24 protein-coding genes are annotated in these 20,850 nt (G+C 60.7%); 8 read left to right on the top strand and 16 right to left on the bottom strand.

Going from position 1 to position 20,850, the window contains the following annotated elements; translation table 11 throughout:
- Positions 1–29: 29 nt before the first annotated feature.
- Positions 30–392 carry an NUDIX hydrolase gene (locus tag ACMDB8_RS10135; protein WP_056723558.1) on the top strand — a complete coding sequence of 121 codons (363 nt, stop codon included), beginning with the start codon at positions 30–32 and terminating at the stop codon, positions 390–392.
- A 3-nt stretch (positions 393–395) separates the two neighbouring features.
- Here the strand turns inward: ACMDB8_RS10135 and ACMDB8_RS10130 are convergent, their stop codons facing one another.
- From ACMDB8_RS10130 to ACMDB8_RS10090, 9 genes are all read right to left on the bottom strand, one after another.
- Complete coding sequence (locus ACMDB8_RS10130) at positions 396–1,094, bottom strand: alpha/beta hydrolase (protein WP_223541495.1); 699 nt, start codon at positions 1,092–1,094, stop codon at positions 396–398.
- Between the two features lie 42 nt (positions 1,095–1,136).
- On the bottom strand, positions 1,137–1,910 hold the full coding sequence (locus tag ACMDB8_RS10125) for a 1,6-dihydroxycyclohexa-2,4-diene-1-carboxylate dehydrogenase (RefSeq protein ID WP_409079279.1): 774 nt from the start codon (positions 1,908–1,910) through the stop codon (positions 1,137–1,139).
- 92 nt (positions 1,911–2,002) lie between these two features.
- Positions 2,003–3,016, bottom strand: coding sequence for a benzoate 1,2-dioxygenase electron transfer component BenC (gene benC, locus ACMDB8_RS10120; protein WP_056723552.1), 1,014 nt, complete (start codon positions 3,014–3,016; stop codon positions 2,003–2,005).
- Positions 3,017–3,026: 10 nt separating this feature from the next.
- Positions 3,027–3,515 (bottom strand): benzoate 1,2-dioxygenase small subunit, encoded by a 489-nt coding sequence (gene benB, locus ACMDB8_RS10115; RefSeq protein WP_056723550.1) that lies wholly within the window; start codon positions 3,513–3,515, stop codon positions 3,027–3,029.
- On the bottom strand, positions 3,512–4,876 hold the full coding sequence (gene benA, locus ACMDB8_RS10110) for a benzoate 1,2-dioxygenase large subunit (protein ID WP_409079278.1): 1,365 nt from the start codon (positions 4,874–4,876) through the stop codon (positions 3,512–3,514). The genes benB and benA overlap by 4 nt, the downstream gene beginning before the upstream one ends.
- Before the next feature lie 204 nt (positions 4,877–5,080).
- On the bottom strand, positions 5,081–6,040 hold the full coding sequence (locus ACMDB8_RS10105) for an AraC family transcriptional regulator (RefSeq protein ID WP_409079277.1): 960 nt from the start codon (positions 6,038–6,040) through the stop codon (positions 5,081–5,083).
- Positions 6,041–6,237: 197 nt separating this feature from the next.
- Complete coding sequence (gene catA, locus ACMDB8_RS10100; protein ID WP_056723545.1) at positions 6,238–7,167, bottom strand: catechol 1,2-dioxygenase; 930 nt, start codon at positions 7,165–7,167, stop codon at positions 6,238–6,240.
- A 52-nt stretch (positions 7,168–7,219) separates the two neighbouring features.
- Positions 7,220–7,510, bottom strand: a complete 291-nt coding sequence (catC, locus tag ACMDB8_RS10095; RefSeq protein WP_056723542.1) for a muconolactone Delta-isomerase — start codon at positions 7,508–7,510, stop codon at positions 7,220–7,222.
- Positions 7,511–7,520: 10 nt separating this feature from the next.
- A complete protein-coding gene (locus tag ACMDB8_RS10090) occupies positions 7,521–8,660 on the bottom strand; it encodes a muconate cycloisomerase family protein (RefSeq protein WP_056723540.1) in 1,140 nt (379 codons plus the stop codon).
- Between the two features lie 124 nt (positions 8,661–8,784).
- Between ACMDB8_RS10090 and ACMDB8_RS10085 the strand changes: the two genes are divergently transcribed.
- Positions 8,785–9,669 carry a LysR family transcriptional regulator gene (locus tag ACMDB8_RS10085; protein WP_056723539.1) on the top strand — a complete coding sequence of 295 codons (885 nt, stop codon included), beginning with the start codon at positions 8,785–8,787 and terminating at the stop codon, positions 9,667–9,669.
- 6 nt (positions 9,670–9,675) lie between these two features.
- On the opposite strand, the gene ACMDB8_RS10080 is transcribed toward ACMDB8_RS10085, so the two are convergent.
- Both ACMDB8_RS10080 and ACMDB8_RS10075 read right to left on the bottom strand, forming a co-directional pair.
- Positions 9,676–9,915, bottom strand: coding sequence for a DUF1652 domain-containing protein (locus tag ACMDB8_RS10080; protein ID WP_056723537.1), 240 nt, complete (start codon positions 9,913–9,915; stop codon positions 9,676–9,678).
- Between the two features lie 119 nt (positions 9,916–10,034).
- A complete protein-coding gene (locus tag ACMDB8_RS10075; protein ID WP_223541492.1) occupies positions 10,035–10,934 on the bottom strand; it encodes a polysaccharide deacetylase family protein in 900 nt (299 codons plus the stop codon).
- 207 nt (positions 10,935–11,141) lie between these two features.
- Here ACMDB8_RS10075 and ACMDB8_RS10070 point away from each other — a divergent pair, with 207 nt between their 5' ends.
- Positions 11,142–11,822, top strand: a complete 681-nt coding sequence (locus ACMDB8_RS10070; protein ID WP_409079276.1) for an SOS response-associated peptidase family protein — start codon at positions 11,142–11,144, stop codon at positions 11,820–11,822.
- A gap of 60 nt (positions 11,823–11,882) precedes the next feature.
- On the opposite strand, the gene ACMDB8_RS10065 is transcribed toward ACMDB8_RS10070, so the two are convergent.
- From ACMDB8_RS10065 to ACMDB8_RS10055, 3 genes are all read right to left on the bottom strand, one after another.
- A complete protein-coding gene (locus tag ACMDB8_RS10065; protein WP_177336464.1) occupies positions 11,883–12,029 on the bottom strand; it encodes a hypothetical protein in 147 nt (48 codons plus the stop codon).
- A gap of 64 nt (positions 12,030–12,093) precedes the next feature.
- The gene (locus tag ACMDB8_RS10060; RefSeq protein WP_162252411.1) at positions 12,094–12,405 is read right to left on the bottom strand and encodes an AzlD domain-containing protein; all 312 of its coding nucleotides are present in this window, start codon (positions 12,403–12,405) and stop codon (positions 12,094–12,096) included.
- Positions 12,405–13,103, bottom strand: coding sequence for an AzlC family ABC transporter permease (locus tag ACMDB8_RS10055; protein WP_056723529.1), 699 nt, complete (start codon positions 13,101–13,103; stop codon positions 12,405–12,407). Before ACMDB8_RS10055 ends, ACMDB8_RS10060 begins: the two co-directional genes overlap by 1 nt.
- 167 nt (positions 13,104–13,270) lie before the next feature.
- Between ACMDB8_RS10055 and ACMDB8_RS10050 the strand changes: the two genes are divergently transcribed.
- The 3 genes from ACMDB8_RS10050 (at position 13,271) to ACMDB8_RS10040 (ending at position 15,790) form a co-directional block, all read left to right on the top strand.
- On the top strand, positions 13,271–14,206 hold the full coding sequence (locus ACMDB8_RS10050) for a sensor domain-containing diguanylate cyclase (RefSeq protein WP_056723526.1): 936 nt from the start codon (positions 13,271–13,273) through the stop codon (positions 14,204–14,206).
- Positions 14,207–14,491: 285 nt separating this feature from the next.
- The gene (gene dapA / locus ACMDB8_RS10045; protein ID WP_223541490.1) at positions 14,492–15,367 is read left to right on the top strand and encodes a 4-hydroxy-tetrahydrodipicolinate synthase; all 876 of its coding nucleotides are present in this window, start codon (positions 14,492–14,494) and stop codon (positions 15,365–15,367) included.
- 60 nt (positions 15,368–15,427) lie between these two features.
- Positions 15,428–15,790: a DUF2784 domain-containing protein gene (locus ACMDB8_RS10040; RefSeq protein WP_409079275.1), complete on the top strand. Its 363-nt coding sequence runs from the start codon at positions 15,428–15,430 to the stop codon at positions 15,788–15,790.
- Between the two features lie 78 nt (positions 15,791–15,868).
- Here ACMDB8_RS10040 and ACMDB8_RS10035 read toward each other — a convergent pair whose 3' ends face one another.
- Positions 15,869–17,413, bottom strand: a complete 1,545-nt coding sequence (locus ACMDB8_RS10035; RefSeq protein WP_223541489.1) for a sensor domain-containing diguanylate cyclase — start codon at positions 17,411–17,413, stop codon at positions 15,869–15,871.
- A gap of 83 nt (positions 17,414–17,496) precedes the next feature.
- The gene (locus ACMDB8_RS10030) at positions 17,497–18,024 is read right to left on the bottom strand and encodes a DUF3087 domain-containing protein (RefSeq protein ID WP_056723518.1); all 528 of its coding nucleotides are present in this window, start codon (positions 18,022–18,024) and stop codon (positions 17,497–17,499) included.
- A 226-nt stretch (positions 18,025–18,250) separates the two neighbouring features.
- Here ACMDB8_RS10030 and ppnN point away from each other — a divergent pair, with 226 nt between their 5' ends.
- Both ppnN and ACMDB8_RS10020 read left to right on the top strand, forming a co-directional pair.
- Positions 18,251–19,624 carry a nucleotide 5'-monophosphate nucleosidase PpnN gene (ppnN, locus tag ACMDB8_RS10025; RefSeq protein ID WP_056723516.1) on the top strand — a complete coding sequence of 458 codons (1,374 nt, stop codon included), beginning with the start codon at positions 18,251–18,253 and terminating at the stop codon, positions 19,622–19,624.
- An 88-nt stretch (positions 19,625–19,712) separates the two neighbouring features.
- Entirely contained in the window at positions 19,713–20,153 is a 441-nt protein-coding gene (locus tag ACMDB8_RS10020) for an NUDIX hydrolase (RefSeq protein WP_223541487.1), read from the top strand.
- The last annotated feature ends 697 nt before the right edge of the window (positions 20,154–20,850 follow it).

The raw sequence follows: 20,850 nt of genomic DNA, 5'->3' as shown, positions 1-20,850 counted from the left end.
TTTCCATGACAACGGACATCGGGTAATCCATGAAAGTACGCGCAACGATCATCTGCGAGCGAGACAGGCATGTACTGCTGGTACGCAAGCGTGGAGGACGCTGGACGTTGCCCGGCGGCAAGCTTGAACGGGGTGAAAGCGCCGCCGATGCCGCCGTTCGCGAGCTGCTGGAGGAAACCGGCTTGCGGGTCGACGAGTTGGTGTACGTGCTGGAGCTGGAATCGGACGACACCCGACACCACGTATTCGAGGCGTCGGTACTGAACCTTGAGCAACTGCGGCCGCTGAACGAAATCACCGATTGCATCTGGCACCCTCTGGATGCGGTCCACAACCTGAACATCAGCGACACCATGCGCAGTATTGTCGGCACCTTTGTGCGCCGCCTGTAGGCCCTAGCCTTTGGCCAACGCCGTCGCGGCCCTGTCGATCAAGGCCGCCACTTCGGCGGGCATCGAAGCCAATGATGCGTGGCTGGCATGCAAGGTCAGAATCTCCCGGGCGTTGAGCCGCGCCGCCATCCATTGCTGGTTCTGAGGCGCGATCATCCGGTCTGCGGTCGAAACCTGATACCACGATGGCTTGTTCTTCCAGGCCACCGTGCCAATGGTGTCGCCAAAGGTGCTCGCCAGCGGTGCTTTCTGGGTGAGGCCCATGACCAACCCTTCGGTCGCCGGCAGGTCCTGGCAGAAGCTCTCGTGGTAGAGCTCGGGCTTGACCCACAGGTAACCGTCGCTATCCGGGGTCAGGTTTGCCGCTGCCGCAGGCGGGTGCCGTTGCGTGATGCCGCCGGGACTTTCGCCAGCGTCCGGGGCGAACGCGGCGATGTACACCAACCCGACCACGTTCGGCAAATCACCCGCTTCAGTGATGACCGCGCCGCCATAGGAATGCCCCACCAGCAGCACCGGACCGGGCACCTGGGCAACCATCTTGCGCGTGCGCTCGGCATCCTCGGCCAGGGACGTCAGCGGTAACTCGACGGCACGAATGTGCGTGTCACCCCGGCTGAGCAACTTGACGATGACCTTGTTCCAGTGGGCGGCACCGCCCCAGAAACCATGGACCAGCACGATCGTGGGTTTGTCACTCATCACCATGACTCCGTTCGCCGAAGGGGTTGTTCGCCGCTCGCCTCAGCCCTGATCGCCACCGCCCACGGGCATGACCATGCCGGTGATATAGGACGCATCGTCGCTGGCCAGAAACAGAATAGCCCCCGCTTGCTCATCCAGGGTGCCGTAGCGTTTCATCAGACTGCTGTCGAGGGTCTGGTCGACGATCTGCTGGTACCAGAGTTTTTCCTGCTCACTCTGCTCGGCACCGTTGCGGGGTATGCGTCGCGGCGGTGCTTCGGTGCCGCCCGGCGCCGTGGCATTGACCCGCACGCCGCGACCGGCGGTTTCGAACGCCAGACAAGCGGTCAAGGCATTGACCCCACCCTTTGCCGCACCGTAGGGCACACGGTTGAGGCTACGGGTGGCGATGGAGGATACGTTGACGATCGCACCACTGCCCTGCTCCTGCATGAACGGCAGCGCGGCATGGCAACACCACAAGGTCGGGAACAGTGAACGACGAACCTCGGCCTCGATCTGCGACGCTTCATAGTGCTCGAACGGCTTGGCCCAGATCGTCCCGCCGACGTTATTGACCAGCACATCGAGGCGACCGAAGCGCTCGACAGCGGTTTGCATCACCCGACTGCATTCCTCGTATTGTTCAAGGTCGGCGGTCAGGGCCAGTACCTGGGTGGTTGACGCCAACTGCTGCTGGGCTTCGAACACCAGGTCGGAGCGATCCACCAGGATCAGCTTCGCCCCTTCGGCGGCCATGCGCTCGGCCACCCGCCGCCCGATGCCTTGGGCGGCGCCGGTGATCAGGGCGACTTTTTCGTGGAATCTGTTCATGTGTACCTCATCGGTCAATGACGATGTATCGGTCGAAACACAAGCCCGCTCCCACATTGGGTCTTTACCGACACCGGGAGTTCGTGTGCGACTCACGCCGCGCTGGCAGCAAACTTTTCGTAGTAGAAGTTGGCCGGCGCGATGCCCTGTTCGCGAATGAACTGGCTGACCGCCTCGACCATCGGCGGCGGGCCGCACAGGTAGACGTCGACGTCGCCATCGTTCAGGTGCTTCGGCTCGATGTGCTGGGTCACATAGCCCTTGAGCGGGTGTTGGCTCTCGGGGCTGGCGACGCAGGCGCTGAAGGTGAAGTTGGGGATGCGCGCGGCAAAGGCTTCGAGGCGGTCGATTTCCACCAGGTCGAAATCGTGGGTCACGCCGTAGATCAAATGCAGCGGGTGATCGCTGCCCTGCTCGGCGATCTTTTCCAGCATCGCGGTGAACGGCGCCAGCCCGGTGCCACCGGCCAGCAACAACAGCGGCCGACGGATGTCGCGCAGGTAGAAGCTGCCCAAGGGACCGGCCAGGCTCATGCAGTCGCCGGCCTTGGCCATGCCGGTCAGGAAGCTGCTCATCAGGCCGCCGGGCACGTTGCGAATCAGGAAGCTGACCTCGCCATCGCGCTGCAACGAGCTGAACGAATAGGCACGAGTCTGCTCGCTACCAGGAATCCCCAGGTTCACATATTGCCCTGGCAGGAACGCCAGCTTGCTCAGGGCTTCGCCCTTGATCGACAGCGCGATGGTGCTGTCGGACAGCTGGCGCACGGCGCTGATGGTGGCGTCGTAGCTGGCCTGACGGGTGCGGCAGACCTCGGAGGACGTCGGCACCCGCACCACGCAATCGCTCTGCGCACGCATCTGGCAAGTCAGGACAAAACCCTGCGCGGCCTCTTCCGGGCTGAGGGCGTCTTCGATGTACTCCTCGCCCAGATCGTATTGACCGGCTTCGGCAAAACACTTGCAGGTGCCGCAAGCGCCGTCGCGGCAGTCCAGCGGGATGTTGATGCCCTGGCGGTACGCGGCATCGGCCACGGTTTCGCCGACGTTGGCGTCGATGAACCGGGTGACGCCGTCTTCAAAGTTGAACGCAATGGAATGGGTCATGACGGCAGTCTCACAAGTGATAAACATCGATGACCTGGCGAACGTAGTCGTTCTTCAGGATCACTTTCTTGGCCAAGATCCGCGGGTTCTCACCGCGCACATCGAGGGTGTAGAAACTGCTGCCGAAATAGCTGTCGACGGTCTTGTAGCGAAAACTCAAGGTGTGCCAGTTGAAGCGCACCTTGCACACGCCGTCGGCCTGTTCGAGCAGCTCGATGTTGCTGATGTTGTGGGAGGTGCGGGTGTCCGGCACGCTGGCGCTGGAGCGCTCGGTCTTGATGCGGAAGATGCGGTCTTCCAGGCCGGTGCGGTTGCCGTACCAGATCAGCGAGATTTCCCGCTGCGGATCTTCGGTCAATTCATCGTTGTCGTCCCAGGACGGCATCCAGTACGTCGCGTCGGGGGCGTACAGTTCCAGCCATTCGTCCCACTGACGATCATCGAGGTAGCGCGCTTCGCGATAGAGGAAATCGCGCACCGCTTCATAGGAAATACTCATTGCACGTCCTCCACGGCGATCAGCTTCGACTGCTCGGCCGCCAGGGCCTTGAGCATGGTCTGCTGCCAGTATTTGTGTTGCAGCACGAACAGACCCTCGTCTTCGGTGCGCACGCCACTGAGCAGCGGATGCAGGTCAATCTCTTTCGCGGCCTCGTCAGCGCCTTCGATCCAGTGCTCGGCACCCCGGGACATGTCATTCCAGGTGGTGACGCTGCCCTGGTAGCTGGTCTGGCAGGAGCGGAATTCCTCCAGGTCGTCTGGCGTGGCCATGCCGCTGACGTTGAAGAAATCTTCGTACTGGCGAATCCGGCTGGAACGGGCGTGGTCGCTCTCGCCTTTGGGGGCGATGCAGTAGATGGTGATTTCCGTGCGGTTGACCGAGATCGGCCGGGCGATGCGGATCTGCGAGCTGAACTGGTCCATCAGGTATACGTTCGGGTACAGGCACAGGTTGCGCGAATTCTCGATCATCCAGTCGGCGCGGGCCTTGCCGAAGTCTTGCGCCAGTTCATCGCGGCGCTCGTACAGCGGACGGTCTTCGGGGTTGGCCCAACGGGTCCAGAGCAGCATGTGGCCCTTGTCGAAGGAATAGAAACCACCGCCCTGCTTGGCCCAGCTGCCGGCGCTCATGGTCGGATTGCTGTCGCCGGCCTCGCGCTGCTTGCGCTGGTTCTGGGTGGCCGCGTAGTTCCAGTGCACGGAGCTGACGTGGTAGCCGTCGGCGCCATTCTCGGCGGTGAGCTTCCAGTTGCCTTCGTAGATGTAGCTGGAGGAACCGCGCAGCACTTCCAGGCCATCGGCGGACTGGTCGACGATCATGTCGATGATCTTCGCCGATTCGCCCAGGTGCTCGACCAGCGGCAAAACATCAGCCTTGAGACTGCCAAACAGGAAACCGCGATAGGACTCGAAACGCGCGACGCGGGTCAGGTCGTGGGAGCCTTCGCAGTTGAAGCTCGACGGGTAACCGGCGTTGGCCGGATCCTTGACCTTGAGCAGCTTGCCGGAGTTGTTGAAGGTCCAGCCGTGGAACGGGCAGGTGTAGGAGCTCTTGTTGCCGGACTTGTGCCGGCACAAGGTCGCGCCACGGTGGCTGCAGGCGTTGATGAAAGCGTTGAGCACACCGTCCTTGTTGCGCGCGATGAAGACCGACTGGCGCCCCATGGTGGTGGTGTAGAAGTCGTTGATGTTGGGGATCTGGCTTTCGTGGGCCAGGTACAGCCAGTTGCCCTCGAAGATGTGTTCCATCTCCAGATCGAACAACCGGGGATCGGTGAACATCTCGCGTTTGCAGCGATAGAGGCCCTGCTCGGGATCGTCTTCAAGCAGGGAATGCACGTATTCGGGTCGCAGGGTCATGGCCGCCGCCTCCATTGTTATTGTTCAGGCAGGGGTCATGCTAGGACGGGGAGGCAGGCTGGAATATCCGCGGGGTGCAGACCTTTATCCGTTTTGTGCAGATAAGCCCGTAGGAGCTACCCAAGGCTGCGATCCGTTGATCTTGTCTTAAAAAACAAAATCAAAAGATCGCAGCCTTCGGCAGCTCCTACAGGGAATATTGATTCAGTGACGACGCTTGAGGGTATCGGACGGCAACTCGCCGAACTGCCTGCGGTAGCTGTCGGAGAACCGCCCCAAGTGCAGGAAGCCGTAGTCCATCGCCACTTCGGTGACGTTGCGCACGTTGCAGGTCGGGTCGCTCAGGCAGGCGTTGATGCGTTCCAGGCGTTTCTGGCGCAGGTAGTTTTTCGGCGTAAGGCCGGCATTGCGCTCGAACAGGCCATACAGTGAGCGCAGGCTCATGTGCGCCTGGCGCGCCAGCTCTTCGCTGTCGATGTCCTGCTTGAGGTTATTGGCGATGTAATCGGCAATCGCTTCGAACGTGGCCGTCTGCGAGCCCAGTTCGAGGCGGCAGACATTGGTTTTCATCAGGCTGAGCATCTTGCTGACGATGATCTGCGTGTAATGCTCCTGCACCCTGGGGATCTGCTCGGTGGACTCGGCCTCTTGGCAAATCATCCCCAACAGGTTGACGAAACCTTCCAGTTCATTGAGCTGATAACGGTTTTCCAGAAACCGCACACCCTGCCCCGGATAGCGCCAGCGCTGCTCATCGCAGACCGATTCAAACAAACGGGTCGGGACCTTGAGGATGAATTTTTCGCAATCGTCGGAGTACGTCAGGTCCACCGGATCGTCGGGGTTGATCAGCAGCAACTCGCCGGGGGCGAAGTAATGCTCCTGGCCGTGGCCGCGCCACAGGCAATTGCCGCGCAGCAGCACTTGCAGGTGATAAATGCTGTCCAGCGCACCGGACGTCACGCGCACACTGGCGCCGTAGCTGATGCGGCACAGGTCGAGGCTGGCGAACTTTCGATGGTCGAGACTGGCCAGTGGCTGGCCCGCACGGGGCATGAGGATGCAATGGTTGCCGACGTGCTGATTGACGTAGCCCGACACCGCGTAAGGGTCGGCATGGTCGAACACCCGGCTACGCTGACTCAACAGTTGCGCTTGCATCATCAGGTCACTCTCGTTGTTGTTATAGGTTGCGTCGGATCATTCCAGAACAGTGCTCGCATCGATGTGTTATCGCAAGACCTTGTGGGAGCGAGCTTGCTCGCGATGACGGAGTGCCAGTCAACATGGATGTTGAATGTTAAACCGCTATCGCGAGCAAGCTCGCTCCCACAGTGTGGTGATCCCACAGGGTCGTGCGATCAGTCTTCCAGTGCGCGAACTCGCTCGTGGCGCTGCTGTTCTTCAGGCTGGGCCGAGGACTGCAGGGTGAAATCGAATTCGATTTCGGCAAAGCGTCCGCTCACACCGTGGGCCGCCGCACGCTGCTGATCATCGCTGAAGGTGATCTTGGCGATCAGCTCATCACGGGTGGCGTAGGCGAAATCGTCATGCAGGTACTTCTCGCCATCCAGGTTGATCTGGGTGGTCAGGTGGCGATGATCCGGCGCGGAAATGAAGAAGTGTACGTGCGCCGGGCGCTGGCCATGACGGCCCAGTTGATCGAGCAGTTGCTGGGTCGGACCGTCCGGTGGGCAGCCGTAGCCCGACGGCACGATGCTGCGAAAACGATAGCGGCCTTCGGCGTCGGTAACGATGCGGCGACGCAGGTTGAATTCCGACTGCGTGGTATCGAAGTACGAGTAGGTACCGCCTGTGTTGGCGTGCCAGACGTCTACCACGGCGCCGGCCAAAGGTTCGCCAGCGGTGTTGAATACGCGGCCTTGCATGAACAGGGTCACACCCGGATCGACGCCGTCATCCAGACGTGCTTCGCCTTCCGACAGCGGCGCGCCCGCCACGTACAGTGGACCTTCGATGGTACGCGGCGTGCCGCCGGACTTGCCGGCCTGCTCGTCTTCGGCGTCCATCAGCAGGTCGAGGTAGTGCTCCAGACCGAGACCGGCCACCACCAGCCCGGCTTCCTGGCGCGCGCCCAGCACGTTGAGGTAGTTGACGGCTTTCCAGAACTCTTCCGGGGTCACCGCCAGGTCTTCGATGATGTTCACCGAATCACGCAGGATGCGGTAGACCAGTGCCTTGGTCCGTGGGTCGCCGGCGTCGTTGAGCAGGCCGCTGGCCTCTTCGAGAAATTTCTGGACTTCGGCAGTGTGGGAAATCTTGACGTTCATTCTGGGTTCCTCATCTTGTAATTATTAGCGTAGCGCGCTGAACAGGCTGGGCTCAGCGGTCATCGTCACGGATGGAAGAAGGATGCCGGCACATCGCATCGATCTCGATGGCCATGTACGGAAACAGTGGCAATTGCATCAGCAGGTCATGCAGTTCCTGAACGCTGTCGACATCGAACACGCTGTAGTTGGCGTAGTGCCCGGCGATGCGCCACAGGTGGCGCCACTTGCCCTGCTCTTGCAGACGCTGGGCCAGGGCTTTTTCGTCAGCCTTGAGTTTGGTTGCCGCTTCGGGATTCATGTCGACCGGCAGGTTCACGGTCATTTTTACGTGGAACAGCATAATGCTCTCCTCAGGCTTGATGAATGGTCTTGTCGCGGCGGAAGAACGCCAGGCGCTCTTCATCCAGGCTCAGGCCCAGACCCGGGGTGTTCGGCACGTGCAGTTCAAAATCGCGATACACCAGCGGTTCGCTGAGAATGTCTTCGGTCAGCAACAGCGGGCCGAACAGTTCGGTGTCCCACGCCAGTTTGTTCAGGGTGACGAAGGCATGGGCCGAGGCCATGGTGCCCAGGCCGCCTTCAAGCATGGTGCCACCGTACAGGGCGATGCCGGCCGCTTCGGCGATCGAGGCGGTGCGCAATACGGCACGGGGGCCACCATTCTTGGCGATCTTCAGGGCGAACACCGAAGCCGCGCCTTCGCGGGCCAGATTGAACGCATCTTCCACGCATTCGATGGATTCGTCGGCCATGATCGGCGCCGGGCTCATGGCGTTGAGGCGAGCCATGCCGGCGCGGTTGTTGCGCGAGATCGGTTGTTCGATCAGGTCGATGCCGTTGGTGCCGAGAATCCGGCAGGCCCGCAGCGCGACCGCTTCGTCCCAGGCCTGATTGACGTCAACCCGCACACTGGCGCGGTCACCCAAGGCTTTCTTGATGGCGATGACGTGGGCCAGGTCGCGGTTGACCTCACCGGCACCGATCTTCAGTTTGAAGATGCGGTGGCGACGCAGGTCGAGCATTTTTTCCGCTTCGGCGATGTCTTTTTCGGTGTCGCCGCTGGCCAGGGTCCAGGCCACCGGCAGTGCATCGCGAACACGGCCGCCGAGCAATTCGCTGACCGGCAGACCGAGGCGTTTGCCCAAGGCATCGAGCAGTGCGGTTTCGATACCGGATTTGGCGAAGGTGTTGCCGCGAATGCTGCGCTCCAGGCGCAACATGGCCGCGTTGACGTTGTTGCTGTCCTGGCCGATCAACAGCGGTGCGAAATGCGTGTCGATGTTGGTCTTGATGCTGTCCGGGCTTTCATTGCCGTAGGCCAGGCCACCGATGGTGGTGGATTCGCCGATGCCTTCGATGCCGTCGGCGCAACGCACGCGGATGATCACCAGGGTCTGGTTCTGCATGGTGTGCATCGCCAGCTTGTGCGGGCGGATGGTTGGCAGATCGACGATGATCGTCTCGATCGACTCAATGGCTGTTGCAAGCATTTCGATACCCGTCAGGTTCTTGAAGTTCTGGAATCGATTCTCGTACGGCTTTTTTCCTGAAGCCAATATAGAATTGGTCTGACTTGATACCTTAAAGGTATGCAACTGATTGACTGGAGGCTCCATGGAACTGCGGCACCTGCGTTACTTCCAGGTATTGGCTCAAACCCTCAACTTCACCCGCGCGGCCGAGTTGCTGCACATCGCCCAGCCGCCCTTGAGCCGGCAGATCCAGCAGCTGGAGGACGAATTGGGGGTGATGCTGCTCGAGCGCGGCCGGCCGCTGAAGCTGACCGACGCCGGGCGGTTTTTCCATGAACACTCCACCGCCCTGCTCGAACAACTGAACAAGGTCTGCGACAACACACGCCGCATCGGGCTGGGTGAGAAAACCTGGCTGGGTATCGGTTTTGCGCCGTCGACACTGTACGGCGTGCTGCCGGAACTGATCCGGCGGTTACGCAGTGGAGAACCGCTGGAACTGGAGCTGGGGCTTTCGGAAATGACCACCCTGCAACAGGTGCAGGCGTTGAAGGCCGGGCGCATCGACATCGGTTTCGGCCGGATCCGTATCGACGACCCGGCCATCATCCAGACCGTGCTCACCGAGGACCGCCTGGTCGCCGCCCTGCCCGCCGGTCATCCATTACTTGCAGGGCCCATCAGCCTGCGGGATCTGGCCAGGGAACCCTTTGTGCTGTACCCCGGCAATCCACGGCCGAGTTACGCCGACCATGTGATTGCCCTGTTCGAATCCTACGGCGTGAGCATCCACGTCGCGCAATGGACCAACGAACTGCAAACGGCGATCGGGCTGGTGGGGGCAGGAATCGGGGTCACGCTGGTACCGGCCTCGGTGCAGTTGCTGCACCGCGACGACATCGGCTTCACCCCGCTGCTGGAGGACAACGCCACTTCGCCGATCATTCTCAGCCGACGGGTGGGCGATGTCTCGCCGGGGTTGAACCATTGTTTGCGGATGATTGATGAGCTGTTGCCGCGAGGCTGACAACAATCAGCCGGCAAACGCCCGGCGCCCCGCCTTCATCTCGGTACGCAATTCGCCGACAAAGTCAGAAATGGCGCGCACGCTGGTCAGCTCCGCCGTCGACACGCCGCTGATCAACAGCTCCACTCGCTTGGTGACGGGGTCGCAGACTTCGATGCGCAGCAGTCCGAGATTCTCCGTGCACTCGCACGACAGCGGCTCAAAACCGGACTCTACGATGTTGCAAAGCACTGAAATCGGAAGCATGGCCGGTCCCTCGGGCGACAGTCAATTCGATTGGAGCCGTTTCAGCATAGTTACACTTTGCCGATTTTGCGCCAGTAAATTGCCGTCAATTTTGTTATACCCCTCGCATTTCCGGCCTTTCAGTGGGAATTCCCCCCCCAGATCCAGTTCCAGAACCCCGGCAATTCGACCGGCTGCGAACCGTCGCGCACGGTTCGTGCCATGGCCGCCCGCTGTAGCGCGGCCTGATCGTCGTAAAACGGCTTGTCGGCGGTTTTCACCCCGGTCTCCCGGGCGCTGTCGAGCAGAATCTGCAGGTACTCACGGGTATGCCGGGCGGTATAGCGGTTGAGGTCGTGGAAGGTCACCACCACCGGAATCACGCCATCGACCACCGGCAATTCACCGCGGGCAATGCGTTCGCGAACTTCGGACATCGAACGCAGCATGTGCGACCGGCGCCGGGGGCTGGCATTGAAGCCCCAGATCTTGCCGTCATTGGCGCTCAAATCTGTCAGCAGTACATGCAGGCCATGCTGCTGATAAGCGGCGAAGGTACGCTTGTCGTAGTTCCAGAATGGCGGGCGCAGCAGGGTTGGCCGGGCGCCGGTAATCGCGGCGATGTCGGCGCTGCCATCGGTGAGGGCCTGCTCCAACGCTGGCGGGTCAAGGGAGCGATGATTGGTGTGCCAGGGTGTCGCCGTGTGAAAGCCCAGGATATGACCTTCGGCATGTTCACGACGCATGATGTCCCGGCCCAATTCGCTGCCACCGGCTCGCGGAGCGCGGGTTTGCACGAAGAACACGGCCTTGATGTCCGGCTGCAGCGGATTTCGCGCCAGGCTCTCCAATACCGTGACGGTCGGGTTCCACCAGCTCGATGCACTGGGACCGTCATCGAAGGTCAGCAGAAACCGGATGGGGGGTTGCGCCTGCAAACGCTGTTCGGTCCGGGGAGTCATTTCGATCGGTGCGGCGATACAGCCCAGCAGACCCACTGCCAGGGCACACACCGTTAAACACTTGAACAATGGTTTCATCTTTTGCCTTGGGCCAGACCATCACGGTCGATACTTCAAAGGGCAAGGATCCTTCGATCGCTCATCCGTCGTCGGCCCGCATCGAGACGACGGGTCGAGGTTGGATAGGGTACACAGGGTTTGGTTCCGGTGCTTGCCAGGCCCGTTTCGTCACGAGCTACTAAACTCAAAGCTTCGGTCGGAGCGTCTTAACCGGAGTGTCAGGCCATGTGCGGACGACTGTCGCAATACCGTGGAATCCACGACTTCGTAGCGGTGCTGAGCATCCCCGACGCGCTGATCAATCACGTCGGCAACGACCCCCTGGGGCACTATAACGCCGCCCCCACCACGCAACTCGCCCTGCTGCACCTGGAGAACGAGCGGCTGCACGCTGACGCCGTGCGTTGGGGTTGGCGACCGCACTGGGCAACGGATCGCACGGAGCCGGTCAATGCCCGGGTCGAGAAAGTCGCCCACGGCCCGTACTTCCGGGCGATCTGGCCCCATCGCGCGATCTGCCCGATTGATAACTGGTTCGAATGGGTCGACGCCGGCGACGGCAACAAACAACCGTGGTTGATTCGACGACGCAATCGCGCCCCGGCTTTCTGCGCGGCCATCGGCCAGTACCCCATCGGCGGAGCGCCTCACAGGGAGCACGACGGTTTCGTCATCCTGACGGCCGACAGCGCAGGCGGCCTGCTTGACGTGCATGACCGCCGACCGGTGGTGTTCTCGCCCGAGCTGGCGCGGGAATGGCTGGACCCTGCCACGCCCAAGGAACGAGCCGAGGAAATGGCGTTATCCCAGGGCGAGGTCAGTGATGTGTTCGAGTGGTACAAGGTTGACAGGGCCGTTGGCAATGTCAGGAACCAGGGCGCCGCGCTGATCAAGGAAGTTCCATGAACCTGTCAATAACGACAAAGCCCCGCTCAAAGGCGGGGCTTCGTTGTATTCCCGTGCCGGTCAGAACTTGCGATCAGGCTCTGACAGTTCCTTACCGTCGTCAGGATGCTTCCAGTCCGGTATCGAACGCTTCTGTTGCTCAATCTCTTCTTCCGTGGGTTCGTCCTCGTCTTCTTCCAGGTCCGGTTGCTTGGGTTCATTGGCCATGTTCACCTCTCTTCCTGAAGGGATCGGTCATCAACTTAAGCTTAGATCAGTTCCCCTGCCCCGCTCAAAGCCACCAGCGCAGCAAAAAGAAGAAGCCCATGCTCAACAGCATGCTGAGCAACGTATTACGGGTGTAGAGCACCAGGACGACAGCCACCAGCGAACTGATCAGATAGGGATTGTCCCAGTGCAGATTCAGCTGTTTTTCCGGCATGAACACAATCGGCCCGCAGATGGCGGTCAACATGCCCGGTACGGCAAACCCCAGGAACTGCCGGGCATTGCTACTCAAGCGTAGCGGCAGTCGCGGTTCCAGAAAAACATAGCGGTTGAGGAACACCAACACGCCCATTCCGATAATCACTGCCCAGACCATCATATGCGGCCACCGTAGAATTTATTGCAGACAAACCCGGCGGTCATGCCCGCCAGTCCCGACAGCACCAGCGCCGAGCCCCATTGCCAGTAGCTGAACAGTACCGAACAGAACAGCGACACCGCCACACACACCACGGTCGGCACATTGCGCACCACCGGGGTGATCAGGGCGATGAAGGTCGCCGCGATGGAGAAGTCCAGGCCCAGGTGTTCAAGGCCGGGAATACTGCTGCCAAGCACAATGCCCGCCAGGGTGAACAGGTTCCAGGCGATGTAGAACGTCAGGCCCACACCCAGGGCGTACCAGCGGTTGAACTGCTGTTTGTCGTGCTGGCTGGTCAGGGCGAACAACTCATCGGTGAGCAAGAACCCCAGGCCCGCGCGCCAGCGCCCCGGCAAGGGCGAAATGACCGAGCGCATGCTCATTCCGTAGAGCAAATGCTGCGAAGTCAGCAGCAACGTGGTCAGCAGGATCGAAAAGATCCCGGCCCCGCCCTTGAGCATGCCGATGGCCACCAGTTGCGCCGCACCGGCAAACACAATGCTCGACAGGCCCTGGCCTTGCAGGGGCGTGAGATTGGCTTCGATGGCCATGGAACCGGCCAGCAAACCCCAGGGCGCGGTGGCCAGGGACAACGGCATGATCGCCGCTGCGCCACGCAAAAAGGCACTGCGCGGCATGATTGAGTTGGACATAACATTCTACAGACAGGGAAAGACCCCGGACTGTGCCAGCAGTCGCTGGCGAAGGCTTGAACAATCTTGCTCACTGATACGCGGCGTGCCATTCATCGGCTGCCCGCTTGATTCGCCAAAGTGCTAGCAACATGATGGCCCTGCATTTTCCTCGAGGCAGGCCCTTCATGAGTTCAGTGGAAACCGACAGCGACGTTTATAAAACCCTGCTGGAGTCAACCCGGGCGATTCCCTGGCGCATCGACTGGAAAACCATGACGTTCAGCTACATCGGGCCACAGATCGAAGAGCTGCTGGGCTGGAAGCAGCACAGCTGGGCCTCGGTCAATGACTGGGTCGAGCGCATGCACCCGGATGACCGCGACTACGTGATGGACTTCTGTGTCTCGCAGTCGCGCGCCGGTATCGATCACGAGGCCGACTATCGCGCACTCACCGAAAGCGGCGAGTACGTCTGGATCCGCGATGTGGTGCATGTGGTGCGCAAGGACGGCGAAGTCGAGGCGCTGGTGGGTTTCATGTTCGATATCAGCGAGCGCAAGAAAACCGAAGAGCACCTGATCCGCCTGCAAAAGCAGCTTGAGGAGTACTCCTTCCAGGACGGCCTGACCGGCATCGCCAACCGGCGCATGTTCGACACAGTGCTCGAGCGCGAGTGGAACACGGCCCAGCGCACCGGCTTGCCGTTGTCGGTGATCGTGCTGGATATCGACTACTTCAAGCAGTACAACGACCATTACGGCCACATCAAGGGCGACGAATGCCTGCGCCGCGTCGCGCAAACCTTGTCCCTGGCGGCCAACCGGCCACGGGACTTCATCGCGCGGATCGGCGGTGAAGAATTTGTCTGGCTGCTGCCGGAAACCGATGCCGAGTCTGCGCGGCTGGTGGCGCACAAATGCCTGCACCTGATTCGCCAGCAACAGATCCCCCATGAATTCTCGAACGTGTCGAAGCTGCTGAGTATCAGCCTCGGCGTCGGCACCACCCTGGCGTCGATGCATGCGACGGCCCTGGAATTCGTCGAACAGGTCGATCATCTGCTCTACAAGGCCAAGCACAATGGCCGGATGCGCGCCGAGTACGCTGACTTTCGTGATTGACAAATGGCGCTCCGGCTTTTAAAACTGAGCGCCTCACTCAGGGTGTAAGCAAGTATGTCCGCAACCTTCAATCTCGACTCTTCCGTCATTGGCTTGATTGCCAAGGCGCAAGGTTGCGTTGCGCACGCCCTCAAATCGAAGAAACAGTCGCTCATGTGACCGGGGCGCGCTGTCCCGTCAGATGAGCTGACAGGACATTGAGCGCGACGGACCACCCTCCCCTTGCTTACTCTCCTTCCATGCCCCTGACGGTGACGAAATCGGTCAACCATCAGGAGAAAGTGCATGTCAGCGTTTCAAGGTATCTGGGTTCCACTGGTCACCCCCTTCCACAACGGCGCCATCGATTTCGTCGGCTTGCGCCGGCTGGTCAGCCATCTGCTGGAAAAAGGCGTCGACGGCCTCATCGTTTGCGGCACCACCGGCGAACCGGCGGCGATGGGCAAGCATGAGCAACTGGCGGTGCTCGATGCGGTGCTGGAGCTGGTGCCGGCGCAACGGGTGGTCATGGGCCTGGCCGGTAACAACCTGACCGAAATGTTGCAGTTCCAGAGCGAGATCCTCAAGCGCCCGGTGGCTGGCCTGCTGGTGCCGGCGCCGTATTACATCCGCCCCTCCCAGGCCGGCCTCGAGGCGTTTTTCCGCACGGTCGCCGATGCCTCCAGCGTTGCGCTGATCCTTTACGACATCCCTTACCGTACCGGCGTGGCCTTCGAACAGGCGACCCTGCTCAACATCGTCGCCCACGAACGGATCGTCGCCATCAAGGATTGCGGCGGCAATTTTTCGAACACCCTCGCCCTGCTCAATAGCGGCCTTGTCGACGTGCTGTGCGGCGAAGACAACCAGATCTTCAACGCCCTGTGCCTGGGCGCCAAAGGCGCGATTGCCGCGTCGGCGCATGTCCATCCGGAACTGTTCGTGCAGTTGTACCGGCAGATCCGCGACAACCAATTGGCTGAGGGCCGCGCCACGTTTTTCCGTTTGCTGGCGCTGATCAATAGCCTGTTCCTGGAGCCCAACCCGGCCCCGGTGAAAACCGCGCTGGCCCTGCAAGGCTTGATCGGAGACGAACTGCGCGCGCCCATGCAACGCAGCAGTGAATCGATGACCGAGCATTTGAAGGACGTGCTCTGGGCATTGGATCGCGACCATCGATAGAGCGCCGGCCTGCGGCCCGAGTACCATGGAGCGATTCGTTCAGCCTTCAGGGGCACCGACATGCTGTACCGAATCGCCGCCGATGGGCTGATGCTGTTCCACTTGCTGTTCATTGTGTTCGTGTTGTTCGGCGGGTTGCTGGTGCTCAAATGGCGCCACCTGATCTGGTGGCATCCGCCCGCTGCGTTGTGGGGTATGGCGGTGGAATTCTTCCACCTGCCCTGCCCGCTGACCGACTGGGAAAACCACATGCGCCATGAAGCCGGGCAAACCGGCTATGGCGGTGGGTTCGTCGAGCATTACATTTGGCCGATGATTTACCCGGCGGGACTGACCCCCGACATTCAGTTGGGATTGGGCGCCGTGGTGTTGCTGATCAATGTGCTGGTCTATCTTCGATTGATCAAGCGATGGGCTGCCTGAATCTTCAACCACCCGACGGTCGCGTCCTGGGCTGGTGGCTGGTCCAGGGAACGGACCGGTTAGACTGGCGCCCGCCCCTCAGTTGGCAATCACGCTCATGTTGCGCCCACTGGCCTTGGCCACATATAGCGCCTTGTCTGCCGCACCGATCAGCTCTTCGGGGCGGATCTGGGACGCGGCATTGCTGGCACACACGCCGACGCTGACGGTTACGCTGCCTTCCGGGCTGTCACTGTGGGCAATGTCGGCCTGCAGTACCGCGCGGCGGATTTTCTCCGCCACCAGAAATGCCCCCACGTAGTCGGTGCCGGGCAGCACCACGGCAAACTCTTCGCCACCATAGCGGGCGGCCAGGTCACCGGGGCGCTTGATGTTTTCCGTGATGATCGCACTGACCTTGCGCAGACACTCATCACCGACCAGGTGGCCGTAGCGGTCGTTGAAGGGTTTGAAATGATCGACATCAATCATCAGCAAAGCCAATTCGGACTGGTTGCGTCGGGCACGGCCCATTTCGGCATCGATGAAAGCGTCGAGCTGACGACGGTTGGCCAGCCCCGTCAGTGCGTCCTTGAGGGCCAGGCCTTCGAGGTTGCGATTGACCTCCAGCAGCTTGTCCTGGGTGTCCAGCAACTCGACCTGCACCAGGTTCTGCTGCCTCATCAGCTTGATCAGGCGAAACCCCAGTACCCCGATAAAACCCAGCAACAGCGTGACGATGCCGGTGCTGAGCAGCGTCTCCTTGCGCCAGCTGCCGAGCACTTCATCCTTGTTCAACGCGGTAAAAACGATCAGCGGATAACCCTCGACCCGGCGATACCCTATTACCCGCTCGACACCGTCGATGATCGACTTGATCGTGGCCGTACCCGCGTCGCCCTTTGGCAACAACTGGGTGAACAACGGACTTTTGGCGAGGCTGGTGCCGATGTCCGCCTCCTTGAAGGGTCGGCGAATGACAACGCTGGCATTGTCGGCGATCAGGTTGATCACGCCGTTACTGCCCATGTCGATGCTGTCGTAGAGCTGCAGGAAATGGCTGAGGTAGATTGACGCCAGCGCCACCCCGGCAAAGCTGCCGTCGGGATGATTGACCCGGCGCGAAACCGTCACGATCCATTCACCGCTCGAACGGCTCTTGATCGACGGCCCGATGTGCGGCCCCCGGCTGGGGTTATCGCGATGGAAGATGAAGTATTCGCGGTCGGAATTGTTGACACCGGTCTGGCCGGCGCCATTGGAATTGGCGACCCACTGCCCATTTTCGTCGAAAACAAAGACACCATGGAGTTGGCTCAACTCACTGCGCTGGGCGTTGAGCAATAGCGGCAGCCGGGATTTATCCACGCCGTCGTGTTCCAGACGATCGACCAGGGTGAACAGCAGCGTGTCGGCCTGCTTGATCGTGGCCTGCGCTTGCGATGCCAGGGTCTGCGCAAGGTTGGACATCGCCACTTCCTTGTCATGCAGGCGGTACTGGCGAGAGCTCCAGGCTTCCCAGATCACGATAACCACCATCGACAGGCACACCGCCACCAGCAGGATCACCGCCGAGCGGACCTTGAGACGGGGCACGACTGGCCGGAGCATTTCAATATGATCGTGGATCGATGGTTGTCCCATGTTGCTCCCTGAGGGTCTATGACGGACGAGCCTTCCTGATCGCCGCGTTTGCTTACTATGCCTGATCCAGGCTCGCCATGATGTTAGCCCCTGGCCGGCTTTACCGCCTCCAGCCATGCCGGATCCAGGCGCGTCTGTTCGGTATCGATACCCAGCGCCTGCATTCGTTCCCTGTGCTGATCCATTTCGCGGAGCAACTGGCCATGGTCGCTGGAGTTGCCATCGAGCTGATGCATCTGGTTCAACCCCAAATGGTAGAAACGCAACAGCTTCATCGCCACCGGATCACCCTTTTCCACGGCCGCCGTTACATGATGCATGACATTGGTAACGCTCATCAGGCTGCGCTTGAGTTGCCAACTGTAGACCGCCGGCGCCATCCACTCCTGGCGCCAGAACACTTTGCGCATCAACGCCGCCATTGCCAGCACCGCAACAAACACGCCACCAATGTTGAAGCGCAGGTTGTCGCCCCCCGGCGTGCCGAACAGGGCCACCGCCGCCGTGGACAGCACCATCGCCAGCGCCAGAAAGATCAGGGCAATGATGAGCGTGCTACGCCGTGTCTGTTGCCGGTAGGTCTGGGCGTTCATCGGCTGGATTTCGAACATTGCGTCGGGTTTCCTGAGCTTGAAAGGGGTCTGAGGCAAAAAGACAGCGGGCCATTATCGCCTCTGCGCGGGATTTAGCTATGCTGGGGCGCCTTTTCATCTTTTCATCGTCAAGCGGGGGACGTGGCAAGACCGCGCAGTTCGTGCCATCTTCTTTCATGAATACACATTATTCGGATGCCATTCGTAGTTGCTGTGTGAATGACATCGTTTTAAGGATCATTGAATGACCCAACGCCAAGTTATCAACGCCTCCGTCAGTCCCAAAGGCAGCCTGGAAACGCTCTCGCAACGGGAAGTCCAGCAATTGAGCGAAGCCGGTTCCGGCAGCACCTACACCCTCTTCCGCCAGTGCGCCCTGGCCATCCTCAACACCGGCGCCCATGTCGACAACGCCAAGACCATCCTTGAAGCCTACAAGGATTTTGAAATCCGCATTCACCAGCAGGACCGCGGCGTGCGCCTGGAATTGCTGAACGCCCCGGCCGACGCCTTCGTCGACGGCGAAATGATCGCCAGCACCCGGGAAATGCTGTTCAGCGCCCTGCGCGACATCGTCTACACCGAAAATGAACTCGACAGCCAACGCATCGATTTGAGCACCTCCCAGGGCATCAGCGACTACGTCTTCCACCTGCTGCGCAACGCCCGCACCCTGCGTCCCGGGGTCGAGCCGAGGATTGTGGTGTGCTGGGGCGGGCACTCGATCAACACCGAAGAATACAAATACACCAAGAAAGTCGGCCACGAACTGGGCCTGCGCAGCCTGGACATCTGCACCGGTTGCGGCCCCGGTGTGATGAAAGGCCCGATGAAAGGCGCGACCATCGCCCACGCCAAGCAACGCATCCACGGCGGCCGCTACCTGGGCCTGACAGAACCCGGGATCATCGCCGCCGAAGCGCCGAACCCGATCGTCAACGAACTGGTGATCCTGCCGGACATCGAAAAGCGCCTGGAAGCCTTCGTCCGCGTCGGCCACGGCATCATCATCTTCCCCGGCGGCGCCGGTACGGCCGAAGAGTTCCTGTACCTGCTGGGCATCCTGATGCATCCGGGCAATGAAGGCCTGCCCTTCCCGGTCATCCTCACCGGGCCGAAACACGCTGCGCCGTACCTGGAACAACTGGACGCGTTCGTCGGTGCCACCCTGGGCGACGCCGCCAAGCAGCACTACCAGATCATCATCGATGACCCGGCCGAAGTGGCGCGACAAATGACCCAGGGCCTCAAGGCGGTCAAGCAGTTCCGCCGCGAGCGCAACGATGCGTTCCATTTCAATTGGCTGCTGAAAATCGACGAAGGCTTCCAGCGCCCATTCGACCCGACCCACGAAAACATGGCCAACCTGAAACTGAGCCTCGACCTGCCCGCCCACGAACTGGCGGCCAACCTGCGCCGTGCGTTCTCCGGCATCGTCGCCGGTAACGTCAAGGACAAGGGCATCCGCCTGATCGAAGACCACGGGCCGTACCAGATCCGTGGCGACGCGGCGATCATGCAACCGCTGGACCTGCTGCTCAAAGCCTTCGTCGCCCAGCACCGCATGAAACTGCCGGGCGGCGCGGCTTATGTGCCGTGTTATCGAGTCGTTGCGTAACTAATTCGGTGTAGAAATGCCGACATGAGCTTTACCGTCGCGAACCGCAGTGAAAGCTGCGATTCGCGGCACTCTATGGAAAGAAAAAATGCGCCAGCGCAATTCCGCCAGACTGCTGGTGATCAATCCCTCGCAACAGGTTCTGCTGTTTCACTTCCAACACAAAAACGATGCCCTCGCTGGCCAAAGCCACTGGGCGACACCCGGTGGAGGTCTTGAGCAAGGAGAATCCTTCGAGGCTGCGGCGGTTCGTGAACTGTTTGAAGAAACCGGACTGAATGTCGCTGCCGTGGGAGCCAGCGTTGCAGAGCGGCGTTTTCCGATGATGCTGCCCAGTGGTGAAACGGTGCTGTCGGTTGAACGGTATTTTGTGGTTCATACCGACAGTGAACGCCTGTCCCGTGAGGGATGGACGGCTAACGAAGTCCGGGTAATGGCGGACCATAAATGGTGGTCCGTAGCCGAACTGCGAGAGACCCGAGAAACGGTGTGGCCGGAGCAGTTGATCACGATGCTGGAAAACGTCTGAAGGGCGTACACAAATCCTGTGGCGAGGGAGCTTGCTCCCGCTGGGCTGCGAAGCGGCCCCGAGATCAGACAGTGCGGTTTGCGAGTCAGCCCCCGCTGAATGGATTTGCGACTGCTGCGCAGCCGAGCGGGAGCAAGCTCCCTCGCCACATTGGTGGTATGAACCAAAGGATTATCATTGGTTGTAAGGCCGCCATCGCGAGCAAGCTCGCTCCCACAGTTGATCCGGGTATGACTGCAAGAGGTTGGTCGGCTGTCAGGCCGCCTTCGCGGGCAAGCCCGCTCCCACAGTTGGGCTGGGTACATTCGAAAGAAATTGGTCGGCTGGCAGGCCGTCATCGCGAGCAAGCTCGCTCCCACAGAAGAGCAAAGGCAAGTCGGCGTACACCCACGCTTTTCACCACTCATCAGGCCGAGCGTTAGCTCGCCTGCAGCTCTTGATCTTGATCCACCCGCCCCCTCGGAAGGCTGAGTGGAGGTGTTTATCCGGGGATTGGCGCGCAGCGCCGTTCGACGCAGTCGAACTCATTGCATGTAGGTCGAAGCGAAGCCGACCGGAGGGCAATGCCCCCGGATGAATACCGCAGCGAAGGAACCCCGAACCTTAGCGAGGGGCCGTACGTTCGGGGCGAGCGTTTTTTTGGTTACTTTTTTTAGGCGCTTGTAAAAAAAGTGACTCGCCGTAAGGGCGAAACCAT

It is taken from the genome of Pseudomonas monachiensis, assembly GCF_047345015.1.
Taxonomy (GTDB): Bacteria; Pseudomonadota; Gammaproteobacteria; order Pseudomonadales; family Pseudomonadaceae; genus Aquipseudomonas; species Aquipseudomonas monachiensis.
Note: the sequence above shows the minus strand (reverse complement) of the source record. Positions and strands in the feature narration are given on the sequence as shown.

Coding starts and splice junctions, on each gene's coding strand:
- benA (WP_409079278.1), bottom strand. CDS start 4,876: ATGACCCTGCGACCCGAATACGTGCATTCCCTGCTTGAAGACGATCCC.
- ACMDB8_RS10070 (WP_409079276.1), top strand. CDS start 11,142: ATGTGCGGACGACTGTCGCAATACCGTGGAATCCACGACTTCGTAGCG.
- ACMDB8_RS10065 (WP_177336464.1), bottom strand. CDS start 12,029: ATGGCCAATGAACCCAAGCAACCGGACCTGGAAGAAGACGAGGACGAA.
- ACMDB8_RS10090 (WP_056723540.1), bottom strand. CDS start 8,660: ATGCTTGCAACAGCCATTGAGTCGATCGAGACGATCATCGTCGATCTG.
- ACMDB8_RS10085 (WP_056723539.1), top strand. CDS start 8,785: ATGGAACTGCGGCACCTGCGTTACTTCCAGGTATTGGCTCAAACCCTC.
- benC (WP_056723552.1), bottom strand. CDS start 3,016: ATGACCCATTCCATTGCGTTCAACTTTGAAGACGGCGTCACCCGGTTC.
- ACMDB8_RS10125 (WP_409079279.1), bottom strand. CDS start 1,910: ATGAACAGATTCCACGAAAAAGTCGCCCTGATCACCGGCGCCGCCCAA.
- ACMDB8_RS10130 (WP_223541495.1), bottom strand. CDS start 1,094: ATGAGTGACAAACCCACGATCGTGCTGGTCCATGGTTTCTGGGGCGGT.
- ACMDB8_RS10035 (WP_223541489.1), bottom strand. CDS start 17,413: ATGGGACAACCATCGATCCACGATCATATTGAAATGCTCCGGCCAGTC.
- ACMDB8_RS10105 (WP_409079277.1), bottom strand. CDS start 6,040: ATGATGCAAGCGCAACTGTTGAGTCAGCGTAGCCGGGTGTTCGACCAT.
- dapA (WP_223541490.1), top strand. CDS start 14,492: ATGTCAGCGTTTCAAGGTATCTGGGTTCCACTGGTCACCCCCTTCCAC.
- ACMDB8_RS10040 (WP_409079275.1), top strand. CDS start 15,428: ATGCTGTACCGAATCGCCGCCGATGGGCTGATGCTGTTCCACTTGCTG.
- ACMDB8_RS10060 (WP_162252411.1), bottom strand. CDS start 12,405: ATGGTCTGGGCAGTGATTATCGGAATGGGCGTGTTGGTGTTCCTCAAC.
- ACMDB8_RS10135 (WP_056723558.1), top strand. CDS start 30: ATGAAAGTACGCGCAACGATCATCTGCGAGCGAGACAGGCATGTACTG.
- ACMDB8_RS10055 (WP_056723529.1), bottom strand. CDS start 13,103: ATGTCCAACTCAATCATGCCGCGCAGTGCCTTTTTGCGTGGCGCAGCG.
- ACMDB8_RS10075 (WP_223541492.1), bottom strand. CDS start 10,934: ATGAAACCATTGTTCAAGTGTTTAACGGTGTGTGCCCTGGCAGTGGGT.
- ACMDB8_RS10080 (WP_056723537.1), bottom strand. CDS start 9,915: ATGCTTCCGATTTCAGTGCTTTGCAACATCGTAGAGTCCGGTTTTGAG.
- ACMDB8_RS10030 (WP_056723518.1), bottom strand. CDS start 18,024: ATGTTCGAAATCCAGCCGATGAACGCCCAGACCTACCGGCAACAGACA.
- catA (WP_056723545.1), bottom strand. CDS start 7,167: ATGAACGTCAAGATTTCCCACACTGCCGAAGTCCAGAAATTTCTCGAA.
- ACMDB8_RS10020 (WP_223541487.1), top strand. CDS start 19,713: ATGCGCCAGCGCAATTCCGCCAGACTGCTGGTGATCAATCCCTCGCAA.
- benB (WP_056723550.1), bottom strand. CDS start 3,515: ATGAGTATTTCCTATGAAGCGGTGCGCGATTTCCTCTATCGCGAAGCG.
- ppnN (WP_056723516.1), top strand. CDS start 18,251: ATGACCCAACGCCAAGTTATCAACGCCTCCGTCAGTCCCAAAGGCAGC.
- catC (WP_056723542.1), bottom strand. CDS start 7,510: ATGCTGTTCCACGTAAAAATGACCGTGAACCTGCCGGTCGACATGAAT.
- ACMDB8_RS10050 (WP_056723526.1), top strand. CDS start 13,271: ATGAGTTCAGTGGAAACCGACAGCGACGTTTATAAAACCCTGCTGGAG.